2 protein-coding genes are annotated in these 20635 nt (G+C 73.4%); both read right to left on the bottom strand.

The window, feature by feature from the left end:
- Positions 1-10: 10 nt before the first annotated feature.
- On the bottom strand, positions 11-19879 hold the full coding sequence (locus tag DEJ49_RS24735) for a type I polyketide synthase (RefSeq protein ID WP_150186159.1): 19869 nt from the start codon (positions 19877-19879) through the stop codon (positions 11-13).
- Between the two features lie 192 nt (positions 19880-20071).
- A complete protein-coding gene (locus DEJ49_RS36035) occupies positions 20072-20602 on the bottom strand; it encodes a response regulator transcription factor (protein WP_190329438.1) in 531 nt (176 codons plus the stop codon).
- Positions 20603-20635 lie beyond the last annotated feature (33 nt).

The raw sequence follows: 20635 nt of genomic DNA, 5'->3' as shown, positions 1-20635 counted from the left end.
GAACTCACTCTCAACTCTGGTCGGTGGCGGGCGTGGCGTACGTGTCGGGCGTGACATCGCTCGGGAGGGAGATGCCGAGGTTGTTGGTGACGAAGTCCAGGACCTCCGCCGCCGTGGCGGCCTCCAGGTCCGCGGGCGGCTCCGCGAGCGCCGGTTCGTCCTCGGTCTGGACGGGGTGTCCGTGCGCCGGCGGTTCGGTCAGGCAGCGGACGGTCTCGGCGAGGGCGGCGCGCTGGCCGCCGGTGAGCCGCAGCCCGTTCAGCCGGGCGCCGATCCGGGCGAGGTCGGCCATGATCCCCTCGTAGCCGGGCTGCTCCTCGGCGGCCGGTGTCGGTACCGGTGTGGGAGCCGGTGCCGGCGTGAGCTTCGTCGCCAGATGGTCGACCAGGGCGCGCGGGCTCGGGTGGTCGAACACCGCGGTCGCGCTGAGCTTCACGCCGATCCGGCCGCTGATCCTGTTGCGGAGCTCCACCGCGGTCAGCGAGTCGAACCCGAGGTCGCGGAACGCCCCGTCGGCGGAGACGCCGCGCGGATCACCGTGCCCGAGCACCTGGGCGACGTCCGCGAGGACGAGGTCGAGCAGGAGCGCGGTGCGCTGCTCGGCCGGGAGCCCGCGCAGCTTGCTCTCCAGCGACTCGGCGGGTGCCGTCGGCGCGCTCGACGCGGTCCGGCGTCGCGGCGCGGGCGCCAGGTCCCGCAGCAGCGGCGGCACGGTGTCGGCCGTCCGCAGAGCCGCGGTGTCGACGTGTACCGGGACGAGGTGCGGCATGGCCGCCGTGAGCGCCAGGTCGAACGCGGCGAGGCCCTCCTCGGTGGTGGTGGGCAGCAGTCCGGTGCGGGCGATCCGGCCGAGGTCGGCGGCGCCGAGCCCGGCCGTCATCGAACTGGTCTCCTGCCACAGGCCCCAGGCCACGGACACCGCGGGGGCACCGGCCGCGTGCCTGCGGGCCGCGTACGCGTCCAGGTAGGCGTTGGCGGCGGCGTAGTTGGCCTGCCCCGCCGAGCCGAGGACCCCGGCGACCGAGGAGAACACCACGAAGGCGGCGAGATCGGCGCCCGCCGTCACGTCGTGCAGGGCCCGTACGGCGTCCGCCTTCGGGCGCAGCACGGTGGCGAGGCGCTCCGGGGTGAGGGACGCGAGAATCCCGTCGTCCAGGACGCCCGCGGTGTGCACGACCGCGGTCAGTGGATGTTCGGCGGGGATGCCCGCGAGGGCCGCGGCCAGTTGCTCGCGGTCGGCCACGTCGCAGGCCACGGAGCGGATCCGGAGGCCGTCGTCGCGTACGTCCAGGGTGTCGAGGACGTCGAGGAGGTCACCGGGGGCCTCCGTACCGCTGCGGCTGAGCAGCAGGACGTTGCGCACGCCGTGCTCGGCGACCAGGCGGCGCAGGACCAGCCGGCCGAGGGTGCCGCTCGCACCGGTGAGGACGACGGTGCCGTCGGGGTCGATGGGGCGGGGGACGGTGAGGACGGAGCGGCCGTGGGGCGTGGTTGCCGCGCGGGAGCGCTGGGAGTCGTGGGAGCTGTGGGAGCCGTGGAGCACTTCCGTGGCGGACCGGATGTCGTACGCCGTGAACGGCAGCGCGCGCAGCGCCCCGGAGTCGAGCAGGCCGGAGAGTTCGGTGAGGATCTCCTGCCGCCGTCCCGCGTCGAGGGCGGTGACCGCGGCCCGCGCGTCGACGGCGACGTACCGGCCGTCGGCGGTGAGCAGCAGGGCCGCTGCCACCTCGGCGCCGGTGCTGCGGTGCGGGCCGACGACGAGGTCGAGGCCGGCCGGTACGCGCTGGGCGATGTCGGCGGGTTCGGGCCCGGTGAGGTGCGTGCCGTCGAGCCCCGCGTCGCGCAGGGCGTCGTGGGCGGCGGGCGGCGCGGAAGCGTAGACCTCGGCGCCCAGGTGCCGGGCGATGTGCACCGCGGCGAGGCCGACGGGGTCGGCGGCATCGGCAGAACTCACGCGGTCGGTGGCCGCGTGGATCAGCACCCGCTGCCCCCGCCCCGCCCGGAGGCCGCCCTCGTCCACGAGTGCGTGCCAGGCGGCGAGGTACGGGGTCGCCGCCGCCGCTGCCTCCGCGAAGGTCAGGGCCTTCGGCAGGCGGGCGACGGAACGGTGGTCGGTGACGGCGGTCCTGGCGGCGGCGCCGCCCTCGGGGAAGACGCCCCAGACACGGTCGCCCACGGCGGGTGCCGTGACCTCCGCGCCGACTTCGGTCACGACTCCGGCGCCTTCGATCCCGATGGCCCGGCCGCTGTCGGCCAGGTCGTCGGCGCCGACGCCCGCGGCGCGGATCGCGACCCGGATCTCCTGAGGGGCGAGGGGCGTCTCGGAGACGACGGGTACGAGCGCGAGGTCGCCGACGTCCGCGGGATCTGCGGAGTCCGTGCCCTCGCCGGTCGTCTCAAGGCGCCACTCGGACGCGTCGTCCGGCAGGACGAGCAGGTCGGGAGCGGTGCGGCTCAGCCGCGGCACGTACGCCTGCCCGTCGCGCCAGGCGAGCTCGGGTTCGCCGGTGGCGACGGCCGCCGCGACGGCGTCCGCGGAGCGGGCGGTGCGGGCGTCGACGTCGACGAGCAGCAGACGACCGGGGTGCTCCGCACGGGCGGCCCGGATCAGACCCCATACGGCGGCGGTCGCCGGGTCGGGGCGGTCCATCATGTCGCCGCGGGTGACGACGACGAGCCGTTCGTCGGCGTCGCCGGAATCCTCGCCCGCCGTTTCCGCCAGGAAGCGCTGCACGCGCACGAGCACTTCGGAGAGCCGGGCCTGCACCTCACCGTCGCCGTCACCGTGGCCTTCGGACCCGGGCCCGACCTCGGTCACCGTGACGCCGTGAACGGGCGCCCCGGAGGTTTCCGGGACGGCCACCGGGCGCCAGCGCAGGTGGAGTCCGCCGTCCCCGCCGGGCGTCGTGACCGCGGCCGCGGCCATCGGCCGCAGCAGCAGCGCGTCCACGGTGACGACGGGCTGCCCCGCGGTGTCGACGGCCGTCAGGGAGACGGCGCCGTCGGCGGTGGCGGTGAGCCTGACCCGTACCGCCGCGGCCCCCGACGCGTGCAGGGTGACGCCCGTCCAGGAGAACGGGAGCAGCGGTCGCGGCCCGTCCGTGCCGGGCAGTGACGGCACGCCGAGGGTGATGGCGTGCAGCGCGGCGTCGAGGAGCGCCGGGTGGATGCCGAACGTGCCGGGCTGCGCGGGGAGTTCGGCCTCCGCGTGGAGCGCGTCGGGCGTACGCCAGGCGGCGCGCAGGCCCTGGAAGGCGGGACCGTAGCCGTAGCCGCGGGCGGCCAGGTCGGCGTAGAGGCCGTCGACCGGGATGCGCTCGGCGTCGGCGGGCACCGGCTCCGCCGCGTCGCCGGGGTGCGCGGGCGTGGCGGTCAGGGTGCCCGTCGCGTGCTGGACCTGCGGTTCGGTGCCGGAGGCCGGGGCGGACGACGAGTGGACGGCGACCGTACGGCGGCCTGTCGCGTCCGGGGCGCCGACGACCACCTGCAGGTAGACGGCGGAGTCGGCGGGGAGCAACAGCGGTGCCTGCAGCGTCAGTTCCTCGACTGCCGGGCAGCCCGTCTCGGCGCCCGCGTGCAGCGCCAGGTCGAGGAAGGCGGTGCCGGGCAGCAGCACCGTGCCGCCGATCGCGTGGTCGGCGAGCCACGGGTGGGCGCCGGGCAGGATGCGCCCGGTGAGCACCGTCTGTCCGTCGGGCAGGTGGACGGCGGCGCCGAGCAGCGGGTGCCGGGTGCCGGTGAGGCCCGCGGCGCGGATGCCGACCGTGGAGGCGGCCGCGTCCTGCCAGTAGCGCCGGCCCGCGAAGGGGTAGCCCGGCAGTTCGGTGGGGCGGCCGCCCGGCAGCAGCCGGTGCCAGCGCACCGGGGTGCCGGTCACGTATGTCTCTGCGAGGGCCCGCGTCAGGGCGAGGGCCTCGTCCTGCCCGGACTTGAGGGTGGCCACGGCGACGTATCCGTCGTCCCCGAGGCACTCGTCGAGCGTGGCGTGCGCCATGGGGGTCACGGCGGCGTCGGCGCCGACCTCCAGGAAGGCGCGGACGCCGTGCTCGGCGAGGGCGCGCACACCGTCGGCGAAGCGGACGGCGCCGCGGACATGCTCCACCCAGTACTGAACGGTGCACAGGCGTTCGGCGTCGACAGGACCGCCGGTCAGGTTCGAGATGACGGGTATGCGGGGCGGGTTGAAGGACAGGTCGGCGAGCGCGTCGGCGAACTCGTCGAGCATGGCGTCCATGCGGTGCGAGTGGAACGCGTGCGACACCGCGAGGCGGTGCACGCGGTGGCCCGCGGCCCGGAAGTGGTCGGCGACGTCGAGCGCGGCGGCCTCGTCGCCGGAGACGACGACGGCCTGCGGGCCGTTGACGGCGGCGATCCCGACGGCGTCGGCAAGGCCCGCCTCCGCGATGTACGCGCGGGTCTCCTCCTCGCCCGCCGCGACGGCCACCATCGCGCCGCCCTCCGGCAGGGCCTGCATGAGGCGTCCGCGGGCCGCGACGAGGGCGCACGCGTCGGACAGCGAGAGGACGTCCGCCGCGTAGGCCGCGGTGATCTCGCCGAGCGAGTGGCCCATGACGTGCCCGGGGGTCACTCCCCATTCCCTGAGCAGTTCGAGGAGGGCGACTTCGAGGGCGAACAGGCCCGTCTGGGTGTACATGCTCTGCTGCAGCAGCGGCGCGAGGGCCGAGCCCTCGGGCGCGAACACGACGTCACGCAGGGGGTGTTCGGCGTACCCGTCGAGGTGCGCGTCGACGGCGGCGCACACGGCGTCGAAGGCCGCGGCGAAGACGGGGTACCGCTCGTACAGCTCCTGTCCCATGCCGGCGCGCTGCGAGCCCTGCCCGGAGAAGACCAGGGCGAGACCGCCCGCCCCGACGGCCGGGACGGTGCCGGTGACGGCGGCGGGCGTGTCCTCGCCCCGGGCGACGGCGGCGAGCGCCTCGGTGAGGCCGTCGAGCCCGGTGCCGAGGACGACGGCCCGGTGGTCCATCAGCGCCCGGCCGGTGGCCAGGGTGTGGCCGATGTCGCGGGGGTCGGGGGCGGTGTTCTCGGCGTGCTCGTGCTCGTGCTCGTGCTCCGCGAGGTGGTCGAGCAGCCGCGCCGCCTGCCGACGCAGCCCGTCGGCCGTCCTGGCCGACAGGGTCCAGGGGAGGGTGGGGGCCGGGGTGTCCACGGGGGCCGGGGCCCCGGCGGGCGCGGGCGCGCTGGTGGGCGCGGGCTCGTTCTCGGGCGTACTCGTGTCCTCGGGCGCCGCCTCCAGGATCACGTGCGCGTTCGTCCCGCTGATGCCGAAGGACGACACGGCCGAGCGGCGCGGCCGGTCGAGCTCGGGCCACTCCTGCTGGGCCGCCAGCACGCTGACCGCACCGGACTCCCAGTCCACGTGACGGGAGGGCGTGTCGGCGTGGAGCGTGCGCGGCATGACGCCGTTGCGCATCGCCTGCACCATCTTGATGATGCCCGCGACACCGGCCGCGGCCTGCGTGTGCCCGATGTTGGACTTGACCGAACCGAGCCACAACGGCCGCCCCGCGTCCCGCCCTTGACCGTACGTGGCCAGCAGCGCCTGCGCCTCGATCGGGTCGCCCAACGACGTACCCGTACCGTGCGCCTCCACCACATCCACGTCCGCCGACGTCAACCGCGCACTCGCCAGCGCGTCACGGATGACGCGCTGCTGCGAGGGACCGTTGGGGGCGGTCATGCCGTTGCTGCCGCCGTCCTGGTTCACCGCGGAACCCCGTACGACCGCGTGGACGCGATGGCCGAGCCGCCGCGCCTCGGACAGCCGCTCGACGACGAGCAGGCCCACGCCCTCGGCCCAGCCCGCGCCGTCCGCATCGTCCGAGAACGCCTTGCAGCGTCCGTCCACGGACATCGCCCGCTGCCGCGAGAACTCCACGAACGTCGTCGGCGTCGACATCACCGTCACGCCGCCCGCCAGCGCCAGCGAGCACTCACCGTTCCTGATCGCCTGCACCGCGAGATGCAGGGCGACGAGCGACGAGGAGCAGGCCGTGTCGATCGTCATCGCCGGGCCTTCGAGGCCCAGCTGGTACGAGATACGTCCCGACGCCACGCTCGACGCGCTGCCGAGCATGCGGAAGCCGTCCATGCCCTCGACGGGCTCGTGCAGCGGCGGACCGTACTCCATCGGCATGAGCCCGGTGAAGACACCCGTCCTGCTGCCGCGCAGCGAGTCCGGGGCGATACCGGTCCGCTCCAGCGCCTCCCACGCCGTCTCCAGGAGCAGCCGCTGCTGCGGGTCCATCGCCGCCGCCTCACGCGGACTGATCCCGAAGAACTCGGGCTCGAACACGGCGGCGTCGTGCAGGAAGCCGCCGCGCCGCGTGTACGTCTTGCCGGGCCGGTCGGGGTCGGGGTCGTAGAGGTCGGCGATGTCCCAGCCGCGGTCGTCGGGGAAGTCGGTGATCGCGTCGACCCCGTCGAGGGTCGCCTGCCACAGCTCCTGCGGGGACCGGATCCCGCCCGGGAAACGGCACGCCATCCCGACGATGACGATCGGATCGTCGTCATCATCCGAGGTGCCGCCCCCGGCCGCCGCCGGGACCGGCGCCGCCGAGACCGCGTCCGTCCCGCCGATCTCTTCCCGAAGGAAGTCGGCCAGCGCGGTCGGCGTCGGGTAGTCGAAGACGAGCGTCGACGGCAGCCGCAGCCCCGTCACCGTCTGCAGCCGCTGCCTCAGCTCCAGGCCCGTCAGCGAGTCGAGGCCCAGCTCACGGAAGGCCCGGTCGGCCTCGACGGAAGCACCCGATCCGATCCCGAGCACCAACGCGACCTGGCCGCGGACGAGTTCGAGCAGCGCCTCCTGCCGTTCGCCCGCCTCCAGCGCCGCCATCTCGGCGACCCACGACGAGGCCTGTCCGGCTCCCGTGGCGGCCGCCGCGCGACGGGCGGGAGCGCGGACGAGCGACTTGAAGACGGCCGGCAGCCGGTCCTGGGCCGCCTGGTTGCGCAGCGCGGGCAGGTCCAGGCGGGCCGGGAAGAGCGTGGCGCGGTCGGCGGCCAGAGCCGCGTCGAACAGGGCGAGGCCCTGCGCCGGGGTCATCGGGGCGAGCCCGCCCCGGGTCAGCCGGGCGATGTCGGTCTCGTCGAGGTGCGCGGTCATGGCGCTGTCACCACCGGCCCACAGGCCCCAGGCCAGCGAGGTCGCCGCGAGCCCTTCGGCTCGGCGGGCGTGGGCGAGGGCGTCCAGGTAGGTGTTGGCGGCCGCGTAGTTGCCCTGCCCGGCCGTACCCATCACGCCGGCTGCGGAGGAGAACAGCACGAACGCGGCGAGGCCGGCGTCGCGCGTCAGCTCGTGCAGGTGGCGGGCCCCGTCGACCTTCGGGCGCATGACGGTGTCGATGCGGTCGGGGGTCAGGGCGGTGACGATGCCGTCGTCGAGGACACCGGCCGCGTGGATCACGGCGGTGAGCGGGTGATCGTCCGGGATCTCCGCCAGGGCGGCCGCGAGGCCTTCCCGGTCGGCGACGTCGCAGGCCGCGAAGGTCACGGTCGCACCGGCGCCGGTCAGCTCGGCGGCCAGCACCTCGGAGCCTTCGGCGCCGCGACGGCTGACGAGGAGCAGGTGACGTACGCCGTACTCGGCCACGACATGCCGGGCGACGAGCCCGCCGAGGGAGCCACCGGCGCCGGTGATGAGGACGGTGCCGTCGGGGTTCCAGGCGGGGACTGGGGTGGCGGCGTCGGTGTCGGTGGCGGTGTCGGTGTCGGCACTGACCGGCGCCAGCCGCGGAGCGGTCAACTTGGCGCCGCGCTGGGCGAGTTGCGGCTCTCCCGACGCGAGCGCGGTGAGCAGCGCCGACTGCGTCTCGCCGCTCGCGGAGGCGTCCTCCGTGGATACGTCGACGACCAGGATGCGGCCGGGGTGCTCGGTCTGAGCCGAGCGCAGCAGGCCCCACACGGCCGCGGTGGCGGGGTCGGGCAGCGTGCCCGCGATGCCGCCACGGGTGACGACGGCGAGCCGGGAGCTCTCGTCGTCCGCCGACGCGGTGAGGAAGCCCTGGACCGTCTCCAGTACGCCCGCGACGCTCGTACGGACGTCGCCGCCGGGCTCGACGTACGCGACCACGACATCGGCCGGAAGCTCAGCACCGGGCACAGCCGGTACAGGCACATCGACCCAACGCACCTCGTACAGCGGGTCACCGCCCGCCACCGCCGCACCCAACTGCTCCCGCGACATCTTCTGCAGCCGCAGCTCGTCCACCGAGACCACCGGCAGACCGGCACCGTCGAACGCCACCAGCCGCACGGCACCGTCGGCATCCCGCGACAACCGCACCCGCAACGCCGAGGCACCGACGGAGTGCAGCCGCACCCCGCTCCACGAGAACGGCACCCACAGGTCGCCCGAGGGCAGCGGATGCAGAGCGGCGTCGAGGAGCGCCGGGTGGATGCCGAACTCGTCGGCGTCCACCGGCAACTGGACCTCGGCGAACAGTTCGTCGCCGTCGCGCCATACCGCGCGCAGGCCCTGGAAGACGGGACCGTAGCCGTAGCCGAGGTCGGCGAGCGTCTCGTAGGCGTCGGTGACGTCCACGCGCTCGGCACCGGCCGGCGGCCACTGCCCCACCAGCCGCTCGTCCGACGCGACGGAACCGGAACGGGAACCGGCGTCGGCGCCGATGTCGGCGAGTACTCCGACGGCGTGCCGCACCCAGTCCGCTCCCCCGGTGACATCCACGGCGGCGTCGCCGTCCTGGACCTGGGAGTGGACGGTGACGGTCCGTCGCCCGGTGTCGTCCGGCGCCCCCACGGACACCTGCACCGACACCTGGGCGTCCTCCGCCAGCACGAGCGGCCGCTCAAGCGTCAGCTCCTCGATGGCACCGCAGCCGACCTCGTCGGCGGCGCGGAGCGTCATCTCGATGAACGCGGTACCCGGAAGCAGAACGGTGCCGAAGACCCCGTGGTCGTCGAGCCACGGATGAGTGGCACGGGACAGCCGTCCGGTGAGGACGACCTCGTCACCACCGGCGATCCGGACGGCGGCGCCGAGCAGCGGGTGCCCGGCGGGCCGCAGCCCGAGCCCGGCCGCGTCCACCACGGAACGCCCGGCCGGCAGCCAGTGACGACGACGCTGGAAGGCATACGTAGGCAACTCCACGAGCCGTCCGCCCGCCACCCACGGCGACCAGTCCACGGCCAGGCCCGCGACATAGACCTCGGCCAGACTCTGCAACAACCGAGCCGAACCACCCTCGTTCCGCCGCAGCGACCCGACCGCGGTCACACCCGCGACACCCTCGCCCTCGGCGGCCTGGGACACCGCGCCCACGAGCACCGGGTGCGGACTCGACTCGACGAAAACGCGATGCCCAGCACCCAACAAGCTCTTCAGCGCGGCGTCGAACCGGACGGTCTGCCGAAGATTGGTGAACCAGTACTCCGCATCCATCACCGCCGTGTCGATCACGTCACCAGTGACCGTGGAGAACAACGGAACCTGCCCGGCCCGAGGCTGGATCTCCGCGAGCACGTCCAGCAGCTCATCCCGCAGCTCCTCGACCTGCGGCGAATGCGAGGCATAATCCACGGCGATCCGCCGCACCTGCACCCCATCGCCTTCACACGCGTCCATGAACGCATCCAGCTCACCAGGCGAACCCGACACCACGACCTGCTCAGGCCCGTTCACCACAGCCACCTGCAGCCCCGCCGTCAGACGCCCCACAACCTGAGCCTCCGGCGCCAGGACAGACACCATCCCGCCCTTACCCGCCAGCCGCACAATCGCCCGCGACCGCAACGCCACAACCCGCGCCGCATCACCCAACGACAACGCACCAGCAACACACGCCGCAGCAATCTCACCCTGCGAATGCCCCACCACCGCAGCAGGCCGCACCCCCAGCGAACGCCACAACTCCGCCAGCGACACCATCACCGCAAACAACACCGGCTGCACCACATCAACCCGACGCAGCAGCTCTTCGTCGCCCTCACGGACCACATCAAGCAGCGACCAGCCATCCACAAACGGCTCAAGCGCAGCACCACACTCCGCCATCCGCGACGCGAACACCGGCGAGAACCCCAGCAGCTCCCGGGCCATCCCGACCCACTGCGAACCCTGCCCCGGGAACACGAACACCGCGCCCCCACCGGACGACCCCGCACGACCGGAGACGACCCCCGAAGCCGCACGCCCGGCCGCCAACTCACCCAGTGCCGAAGCCAATTCATGCACGTCACTGCCGAGCACGACCGCCCGGTGCTCCAACCCCGCACGCCCACTCACCAACGTGTGCGCCACATCCCGCAGCCCCAGCTGCTCACCTTCACCAAGCCGAGCCGCCAACCGCCCCGCCTGCTCCGCGAGCGCCGCCTCACTCCGCGCCGACAACACCCACGGCACCACAGACACGGGCGCCTCACCCGCGTCCGCACCCACCGCGTCCGGTGCCACATCGACCGGCGCCGCCTCCAGGATCACGTGCGCATTCGTCCCGCCGATGCCGAACGACGAGACACCGGAACGGCGCGGGCGGTCGAGTTCCGCCCACTCCTGGTTCTCGGTGAGGAGCCTGACCTGGCCCGACTCCCAGTCGACATGGTGGGAGGGCGTGTCGGCGTGGAGCGTGCGCGGCATGACGCCGTTGCGCATCGCCTGGACCATCTTGATGATGCCCGCGACACCCGCTGCCGCCTGCGTGTGCCCGATGTTGGACTTGACCGAACCGAGCCACAACGGCCGCTCCGCGTCCCGCCCTTGCCCATACGTGGCCAACAACGCCTGCGCCTCGATCGGGTCACCCAACGACGTGCCCGTACCATGCGCCTCCACCACATCCACATCCGCCGACGTCAAGCGCGCACTCGCCAATGCGTCACGGATGACCCGCTGCTGCGAAGGACCGTTCGGCGCCGTCAGTCCATTGCTGCCGCCGTCCTGATTCACCGCACTGCCCCGCACCACCGCAAGCACCTGGTGCCCACGCCGCCGCGCCTCCGAAAGACGCTCGACGACGAGCAGGCCCACGCCCTCGGCCCAGCCCGCACCGTCCGCGTCGTCCGAGAACGCCTTGCAGCGCCCGTCCACCGACATCGCCCGCTGCCGCGAGAACTCCACGAACGTCGTCGGCGTCGACATCACCGTCACGCCGCCCGCCAGCGCCAGCGAGCACTCACCGTTCCTGATCGCCTGCACCGCGAGATGCAAGGCCACCAGCGACGAGGAGCAGGCCGTGTCGACCGTCATCGCCGGGCCTTCGAGGCCCAGCTGGTACGAGATACGTCCCGACGCCACGCCACCGCTGTTGCCGGTGATCATCAGGCCTTCGACGTCCTCGGTCGCCTCACCGAGCCACGTGCCGTAGTCGTGGTACATGAGCCCGGTGAACACGCCGGTCCTGCTGCCGCGCAGGGAGTCCGGGTCGATGCCGGTCCGCTCCAGCGCCTCCCACGCCGTCTCCAGGAGCAGCCGCTGCTGCGGGTCCATCGCCGCCGCCTCACGCGGACTGATCCCGAAGAACTCCGCGTCGAAGTCCCCGGCACCTGCCAGGAACCCGCCCCGACGGGAGTAGCTGGTACCGATGTGGCCCGGGTCCGGGTCGAAGAGGTTCGCCAGATCCCAGTCGCGGTCCTCGGGGAAGTCCGTGATCGCGTCGACCCCGTCGAGGGTCGCCTGCCACAGCTCCTGCGGGGACCGGATCCCGCCCGGGAAACGGCACGCCATCCCCACGATCACGATCGGATCGTCGTCATCCGGGACAACACCCCCGGCCGCCGCCGGGGCCTGCAGCGCCGAGACCGCGTCCGTCCCGCCGATCTCCTCCAGGAGGTAGCCGACGAGTACGGTCGGCGTCGGGTAGTCGAAGACGAGCGTCGACGGCAGCCGCAGCCCCGTCACCGTCTGCAACCGCTGCCGCAGCTCAAGCCCCGTCAGCGAGTCGAAGCCCAGATCGCGGAAGGCGCGGTCCGCCTCCACCGAGGCGCCCGTGCCGAGGCCGAGCACCAACGAAACCTGGCCGCGGACGAGTTCGAGCAGCGCGTCCCGCCGCTCCCCCTCGTCCAGCGCCGCCATCCCGGCGGCCCACGACGAGGCCTCCTCCGCGGTGGGCGCCACGGCCCGGCGTACGGGCGCACGCACCAGCGACTTGAACACGGCCGGCAGCCGGTCCTGGGCCGCCTGGTTGCGCAGCGCGGGCAGGTCGAAGCGGGCGGGGACGACGGTCGTCCGGTCGGCCGCCAGGGCGGCGTCGAACAGGGCGAGGCCCTGGGACGTCGACATGGCTCCGAGGCCGCCGCGGGAGAGCCGCGCGATGTCGGCCGCGTCGAGGTGCGCGGTCATCGCGCTGTCGCCGGCCCACAGGCCCCACGCCAGCGAGGTCGCCGCGAGCCCTTCGGCACGGCGGGCGAGGGCGAGGGCGTCCAGGTAGGCGTTGGCGGCGGCGTAGTTGCCCTGTCCGGCCGTGCCCATCACGTTCGCGGCGGACGAGAACAGCACGAACGCGGCGAGGTCGGCGTCGCGCGTCAGCTCGTCCAGGAGCCTGGCCCCCTCCGCCTTCGGACGCCACACCGTGTCGACCCGCTCGGCGGTCAGCGCGGTGACGATGCCGTCGTCCAGTACACCCGCCGCATGGATCACGGCGGTCAGCGGACGGTCCTCCGGGATCCCCGCCAGCACCGCCGCGAGGCCTTCCCGGTCGGCGACGTCGCAGGCCGCGAAGGTCACGGTCGCACCGGCTCCGGTCAGCGCGGCGGCCAGCTCCTCCGAGCCCTCGCCGCCGCGACGGCTGACGAGCAGCAGGTGACGTACCCCGTACTCGGCCACGAGGTGCCGCGCGAAGAGCTGCCCCAGCGCGCCGCTCGCCCCCGTGATCAGGACCGTGCCGTCCGGGTCCCACGCCACCGCGGCACCCGCCTCGGCGGGGACGGTCATCACGCGCGCCGCGACCACCCTGTCGCCGTCGAGAGCGAGTTGCGGCTCCCCGCAGGCGAGCGCCGACGCGACGACTGCCTCCGTGTCCGTGTCCGTGTCGGAACCCTCGGGCACGTCGACGACCACGATGCGTCCGGGCTGCTCGGTCTGCGCCGAACGCAGCAGGCCCCACACCGCGGCCGTCGCCGGGTCCGGCGTGTCCGTCATCCCGCCGCGCGTGACCACGACGAGCCTGGCCTCCTCAGCCGACTCGGCGAGGAAACGCTGAACCGTCTCAAGAACCTCCGCGACCCGCGCACCCGCGTCGCCGCCGGGCTCGACGTGGGCGACGACGACATCGGCCGGAAGCTCACGACCGGGCGCGGCCGGTACGGGCACGTCGACCCAACGCACCTCGTACAGCGGGTCACCGCCCGCCACCGCCGCACCCAACTGCTCCCGCGACATCTTCTGCAGCCGCAGCTCGTCCACCGAGACCACCGGCAGACCGGCACCATCGAACGCCGCCAACCGCACGGCACCGTCGGCATCCCGCGACAACCGCACCCGCAACGCCGAGGCGCCCACGGAGTGCAGCCGCACCCCGCTCCACGAGAACGGAACGACGATCTCCCCGGCGAGCAGCGGATGCAGAGCGGCGTCCAGCAGCGCGGGGTGCACGCCGAACTCGTCGGGCTCCGTCGGGAGCCGCACGTCGGCGAAGAGGTCATCCCCCGCACGCCACACCGCGCGCAGGCCCTGGAAGACGGGACCGTAGCCGTAGCCGAGGTCGGCAAGGGTCTCGTAGGCGTCGGCGACGTCCACGCGCTCGGCACCGGCCGGCGGCCACTGCCCCTCCAGCCGCTCCGTCCCCGCCTCTGCCGCCGCCCCGTCGGCCAGTACGCCCACGGCGTGCCGGACCCACTCCGCGCCCTGATCGGCGTGGACCTCGGCGTCCTGCACGCGCGAGTGCACGGAGATCGTCCGGCGGCCCGCCTCGTCCGGAGCCCCCACCGACACCTGCACGGACGTCGACACGCCCGGCGCCAGCACGAGCGGCCGCTCCAGCGTCAGCTCTTCGACGGCACCGCAGCCGACCTCGTCACCGGCGTGCAGCGCCAGCTCGACGAAGGCGGTGCCGGGCAGGATGACGGTCCCGTAGACGGCGTGGTCCTCCAGCCACGGGTACGTGTGCAGCGACAGCTGACCCGTGAGGACGAGGCCTTCCTGCGGCGCGAGAGCAACGGCGGCGCCGAGCAGCGGGTGCCCGGCGGCTCGCAGCCCCAGCCCCGCCGCGTCCACCACAGAACGCCCGGCCGGCAGCCAGTGACGACGACGCTGGAAGGCATACGTAGGCAACTCCACGAGCCGTCCGCCCGCCACCCACGGCGACCAGTCCACGGCCAGGCCCGCGACATAGACCTCGGCCAGACTCTGCAACAACCGAGCCGAACCACCCTCGTTCCGCCGCAGCGTCCCCACCGCGGTCACACCCGCGACACCCTCGCCCTCGGCGGCCTGCGTCACGGCGCCCACGAGCACCGGGTGCGGACTCGACTCGACGAAAACGCGGTGTCCAGCACCCAACAAGCTCTTCAGCGCGGCATCGAACCGGACAGTCTGCCGAAGATTCGTGAACCAGTACTCCGCATCCATCCCGGTCGTGTCGATCACGTCACCAGTGACCGTGGAGAACAGGGGAACCTGCCCGGCCTGCGGCTCAATAGGCGCGAGCACGTCCAACAGCTCATCCCGCAGCTCCTCGACCTGCGGCGAATGCGAGGCATAGTCCACGGCGATCCGCCGCACCTGCACCCCATCGGCCTCACACACGGCCATGAACGCATCCAGCTCATCAGGCGAACCCGACACCACGACCTGCTCAGGCCCATTGACCACAGCCACCTGCAGCCCCGCCGTCAGACGCCCCACAACCTGAGCCTCCGGCGCCAGAACGGACACCATCCCGCCCTTACCCGCCAGCCGCACAATCGCCCGCGACCGCAACGCCACAACCCGCGCCGCATCACCCAACGACAACGCACCCGCCACACACGCCGCAGCGATCTCACCCTGCGAATGCCCCACCACCGCAGCAGGCCGCACCCCCAGCGAACGCCACAACTCCGCCAGCGACACCATCACCGCAAACAACACCGGCTGCACCACATCAACCCGACGCAGCAGCTCTTCGTCGCCCTCCCGCACCACATCAAGCAGCGACCAGCCATCCACAAACGGCTCAAGCGCAGCACCACACTCCGCCATCCGCGACGCGAACACCGGCGAGAACCCCAACAGCTCCCGAGCCATCCCCACCCACTGCGAACCCTGCCCCGGGAACACGAACACCGCGCCCGCGTCAGCGGCACCGGAGCCGACACGGCCCGACACGACACCAGAGGCCTCACGCCCGGCAGCCAACTCGCCCAGCGCAGCTGACAGTTCACCAACGTCACTGCCGAGCACGACCGCCCGGTGCTCCAACGCCGCACGCCCACTCACCAACGTGTGCGCCACATCCCGCAGCCCCAGCAGCTCACCCTCACCAAGCCGAGCCGCCAACCGCCCCGCCTGCTCCGCGAGCGCCGCCTCACTCCGCGCCGACAACACCCACGGCACCACAGACACGGGCGCCTCACCCGCGTCCGCACCCGCCTCGACCGGCGCCACATCGACCGGCGCCGCCTCCAGGATCACGTGCGCGTTCGTCCCGCTGATCCCGAACGACGACACGGCCGACCTACGCGGACGGTCGAGCTCGGGCCACTCCTGCTGGGCCGCCAGCACGCTGACCGCACCGGACTCCCAGTCCACGTGACGGGACGGCGCGGAGACGTTCAGGGAGCGCGGCATGACGCCGTTGCGCATCGCCTGCACCATCTTGATGACGCCCGCGACACCGGCCGCGGCCTGCGTGTGCCCGATGTTGGACTTCACCGAACCGAGCCACAACGGCCGCCCCGCGTCCCGCCCCTGGCCATACGTGGCCAGCAACGCCTGCGCCTCGATCGGGTCACCCAACGACGTACCCGTACCGTGCGCCTCCACCACATCCACGTCCGCCGACGTCAACCGCGCACTCGCCAACGCATCACGGATGACCCGCTGCTGCGAAGGACCGTTCGGCGCCGTCAGTCCATTGCTGCCGCCGTCCTGATTCACCGCACTGCCGCGCACCACGGCCAGCACCTGGTGCCCGCGCCGCCGCGCCTCCGAAAGGCGCTCCACGACCAGCAGACCCACGCCCTCGGCCCAGCCCGTGCCGTCCGCGTCGTCGGAGAACGGCTTGCAGCGGCCGTCTGCGGCGAGCCCGCGCTGACGGGAGAACTCGACGAACATGCCGGGTGTCGACAGCACGGTCACGCCGCCCGCCAGCGCCAGCGAGCACTCACCGTTCCTGATCGCCTGCACCGCAAGATGCAGGGCGACGAGCGACGAGGAGCAGGCCGTGTCGACCGTCATCGCCGGGCCTTCGAGGCCGAGCTGGTACGAGATGCGGCCCGAGGCCACACTGCTCGTGTTGCCGGTGAGCCGGAAGCCCTCCGTGCCGTCGGTCGGGGCGTCCAAGTGCGGGCCGTACTCCATGTTCGTGGCGCCGACGAAGACGCCGGTCCTGCTGCGGCGCAGGGAGTCCGGGTCGATACCGGTCCGCTCCAGCGCCTCCCACGCCGTCTCCAGGAGCAGCCGCTGCTGCGGGTCCATCGCCGCCGCCTCGCGAGGGCTGATCCCGAAGAACTCGGCGTCGAAGTCCCCGGCGCCGGTAAGGAATCCGCCGCGGAGCGTGTACGTCGTGCCGGGGTTGGCCGGGTCCGGGTCGAAGAGGTTCGCCAGGTCCCAGCCGCGGTCCTCGGGGAAGTCGGACGTGGCGTCCACGCCCGCGGCGAGCGCCTCCCACAGCCGCTGCGGCGAGTCGATGCCGCCGGGCAGCCGGCAGGCCATGCCGACGATCGCGACGGGATCGTCGTCGTCCGCCGCCGCCACCGTCGTACCGGCGGCCACCTCCGTGTCCGCGGGGGCGCCGGGCGCGGGCGCAAGCGCGCCGACGATGCGTTCGTGCAGGTGGTCGGCGAGGTCGCGGAGCGTCGGATAGTCGAAGAGGATGCTCGCGGGCATCCGCAGTCCGGTCGCCGAGACGAGACGGTTGCGCAGTTCGACGGAGAGGACCGAGTCCAGGCCGAGGTCGCGGAACGTCGCGGCGGGGTCGACGGCCGCGGTGCCGGTGAGGTACGCCATGTGGTCGGCGAGCCAGCGGACGAGGAAGCCGTCGGGTTCGGTCCGGATGCGGTCGCGCAGGGCGAGCGTCGCGGAACCGATGTGCTCCTCGGCCTCCTCCGGGGCGGGCCGTTCGTCGAGCCAGTGGCGGCGGCGCTGGAAGGCGTACGTGGGCAGGTCCACCCTCCGCGCCGGGCCGACGACCGCCGCCCAGTCGACGGGGGTGCCCGCGGTCCAGGCCGTGGCGAGACCGGTCAGGAGCGCCTGCGCCTCCGGGTGGTCGCGGTGCTGGAGGGCGACCGCGGTCTCCGTCTCGTCCGGCGCGACGAGCGGGGTGAGCACGCTGCCCGGACCGAGTTCGACGAACCGGGTCACGCCCCGCGCCCGGCATTCGGCGAGCGCGTCGTGGAAGCGGACGGTGGCGCTGAGGTGCCCGATCCAGTACTCCTCCGTGAGCGCGGCACCGGTGCGTCCGGTGACGGTGGAGACGATGGGGACGGCGGGCTCGTCGACGTCGAGGCCGTGGATGCGGCGGGCGAACTCGTCGAGCATGGGGGCCATCAGCGGCGAGTGCGCGGCATTCTTGACGCGGAGGCGGCTCGTGCGGTGGCCGTCGGCGGCGAGCGCGTCGGCGATCCGGGTGACGGACTCGTCGGCGCCGGAGAGCACCACGGCGCGCGGGCCGTTGATGACGCCGACCGACACGTCGTCGACGCCGTCGAGGGCGGTGAGCAGCTCCTCCTCGGTCGCCTCGACCGCGATCATGGCGCCGCCCGGCGGCAGTTGCTCCATGAGTTCACCGCGCGCGGCGACGAGAGCGGCGGCGTGGGCGAGCGGCAGGGCGCCGGAGACGTGCGCGGCGACGATCTCGCCGAAGGAGTGGCCGACCAGCAGGTCAGGGGTGACGCCCCAGGAGGTGACGAGGCGGTACAGGGCGACCTGGAAGGCGAACAGGGCGGGCTGCATGTACCGCATGCCGTCGAGCGCCTCCGCGGCCGCGGCGTCGTCGTCGCCGAGCAGCACCGTGCGCAGGTCGAGGCCGGGGACGAAGTGGTCGAGCACGTCGTCGAGGGCGGCGGCGAACACGGGGTACGTCTCGTACAGTTCGCGGCCCATGCCGACGCGGTGGGAGCCGACGCCGGAGAACAGGAACGCGGTCCCGCCCGGCTCTGCGACGCCGCTCACGGCCTGCTCGTGGAGGCGCGCGAGCCCTGCCGCGAGGTCGTCCCCGTCCTTGCCGACGACGACGGCGCGGTGCTCCCACGTCGAGCGTCCGGCGGCGAGCGAGTGGGCGATGTCGGCATTGCTGGACGCCGGGTGCTCCTGTACGTACGTGTGCAGCCGCGCGGCCTGCGCTGCGAGTGCCTCCTCGGTGCGGGCCGACAGGACCCAGGGCAGGGGCCGGCGGGCCGCGGGGCGGAGTGTGTCGTCCTGGGCAGCGGCGGGTGTGTCGTCGTGCGTGGCCGCGCGCTCGGGCGCCTCCGCGAGCACCACATGGCAGTTCGTGCCGCCGATCCCGAACGAGCTGACTCCCGCGACGAGTTGGCCGTCCGGCGCGGGCCAGTCGGTCGGCTCGGTCTGCACCCGGAGGTTCAGGTCGTCCAGGGGGATCGCCGGGTTGGGCGCGGTGAAGTGCAGGGTGGGCGGGAGCTGACGGTGGCGCAGGGACAGCGCGGCCTTCAGCAGGCCGACGATGCCCGCGGCGGCCTCCAGGTGCCCGAGGTTCGTCTTGACGGAGCCGACCCGCAGGGGCTCCCGGCCCGCGTCCCCCTCGGCGCCGCCGCGTGCGATGACGTCGGCGACGGCCGCCGCCTCGACCGGGTCGCCGACCGGCGTACCGGTGCCGTGGAGTTCGACGTACTGGACGGTGTCGGGGCTGATCCCGGCATCGGCGTAGGCCCGGCGCAGCACGTCGCGCTGGCCGTCGGCGTCGGGGTCGGTGAGGCGTTCGCCGCCGCCGTCGTTGTTGACGGCGCTGCCCTCGATGACGCAGTAGACGCGGTCGCCGTCCGCGAGCGCGCGGTCGAGCGGCTTGAGGAGGACGACTCCCCCGCCCTCCCCGCGTACGAACCCGTCGGCGTTCTCGTCGAACGTGGCGCAGCGCCCCTTCGCGGAGAGCGCGCCGAGGTTCGCGGTGGCGCGCATGCTCTCGGGCGAGAGGATCAGGTTCACGCCGGCGGCGAAGGCGAGGTCGGCGTCGCCGCTGCGGATGCTCTCGCAGGCGAGGTGGACGGCGACCAGGGACGAGGCCTGGGCGGCGTCGACGGCCAGGCTGGGGCCGCGCAGGCCCAGGTGCCAGGAGACCCGGTTGGCGATGACGGCGCGGTGGCGGCCGGTGAAGTCGTGCGGTCCGCCGGGGCCCGGCGTCCCGCCGCGGGCGGCGAGGCCCGCGTAGTCGTCGGAGGAGACACCGACGAAGACGCCGGTGCGGGAGCCGCGCAGCCGATCGTCGCGGACACCGGCGTCCTCCATGGCCTCCCACACCAGTTCCAGCGCGAGGCGCTGCTGGGGGTCCATCGCGGCGGCCTCGTCGGGGGCGATGCCGAAGAAGGCGGCGTCGAAGGAGGCGACGTCGTCGAGGAATCCGCCGCGCCAGGACGGGCTGCCCGCTCCGCGCTCCGCGGGCCAGGCCGAGACGGCGTCGGTGCCCTCCATGAGGAGGCTCCACAGCTGTGCCGGAGTCGACGCCGAGGGCACTCGGCAGGAGGCCCCGATCACTGCGATGGCGGTGCCGCGGGCCTCGCCCGTCCTCTGCTCGTCAGACCTGGATGCCTTCATACGGCGAGTATCTGTTTCGGACCGGGGTACGGACTTCGGCCAGAGGACGGTGCTCGTCGGCCGGGCTTAGGTGCAGGTACGGGGCGCGGAACCTGGTCTTTCGGCCAGGTTCCGCGCCCCGTACGACGACGGGGGTGCCCGCACGGCCGAACCGTGCGGGCACCCCCGTCCTCATGTACGTGCATGCCGCCCCTACATCGCGGGCGCCAGTGCGATCAGCTGCGCCCGGGAAGCCACATGGGCCTTCGCGAGCACATTCGAGACATGGAATTTGATCGTCTTCTCACTCAGGCCGAGTCGCCGGGCGATCTCTTTGTTCGCGAGCCCCCTGCGCACCAGTTGCAGCACCTCGGACTCGCGGGAGGTGAGCGGCGCATGCGTGGGCACCGCCGAGAGGTGGCGCGGGGCCATGGCCCGGGTGAGCTTGAGCAGCGCCCCGCTGAGGCCGGGCGACACGTACCCGGTGCCGTCGACCGCCTTGCGGACCGCCACGACGAGGTCCTCCACGGGGTCGTAGCAGTGCACCAGCGCACCCACGTCCACCTGCGTGAGGCCGATCCAGCGGGTGGCCGAATCCGTGTCCCCGACGACGACGAGAGCGGCGCCGAGTCCGGCGAGTTCCTGGGCGTGGCCGATGTGCAGCTGCCCGTCGAGCACGACGGCATCCGGATCGTACAATTCCGCCGCGGAAAGGAGCTCGGCGAGCTCGGCGACCTCGGCCACGACGGACAGCGCGGGGTCCTTTTCCAGTGATCT

Origin of the sequence: Streptomyces venezuelae, assembly GCF_008642335.1 — a bacterium.
In the GTDB taxonomy this organism is placed as follows: Bacteria; Actinomycetota; Actinomycetes; order Streptomycetales; family Streptomycetaceae; genus Streptomyces; species Streptomyces venezuelae_F.
The sequence above is the reverse complement of the archived record's forward strand: the minus strand, read 5'-3'. Positions and strand labels throughout refer to the sequence as shown.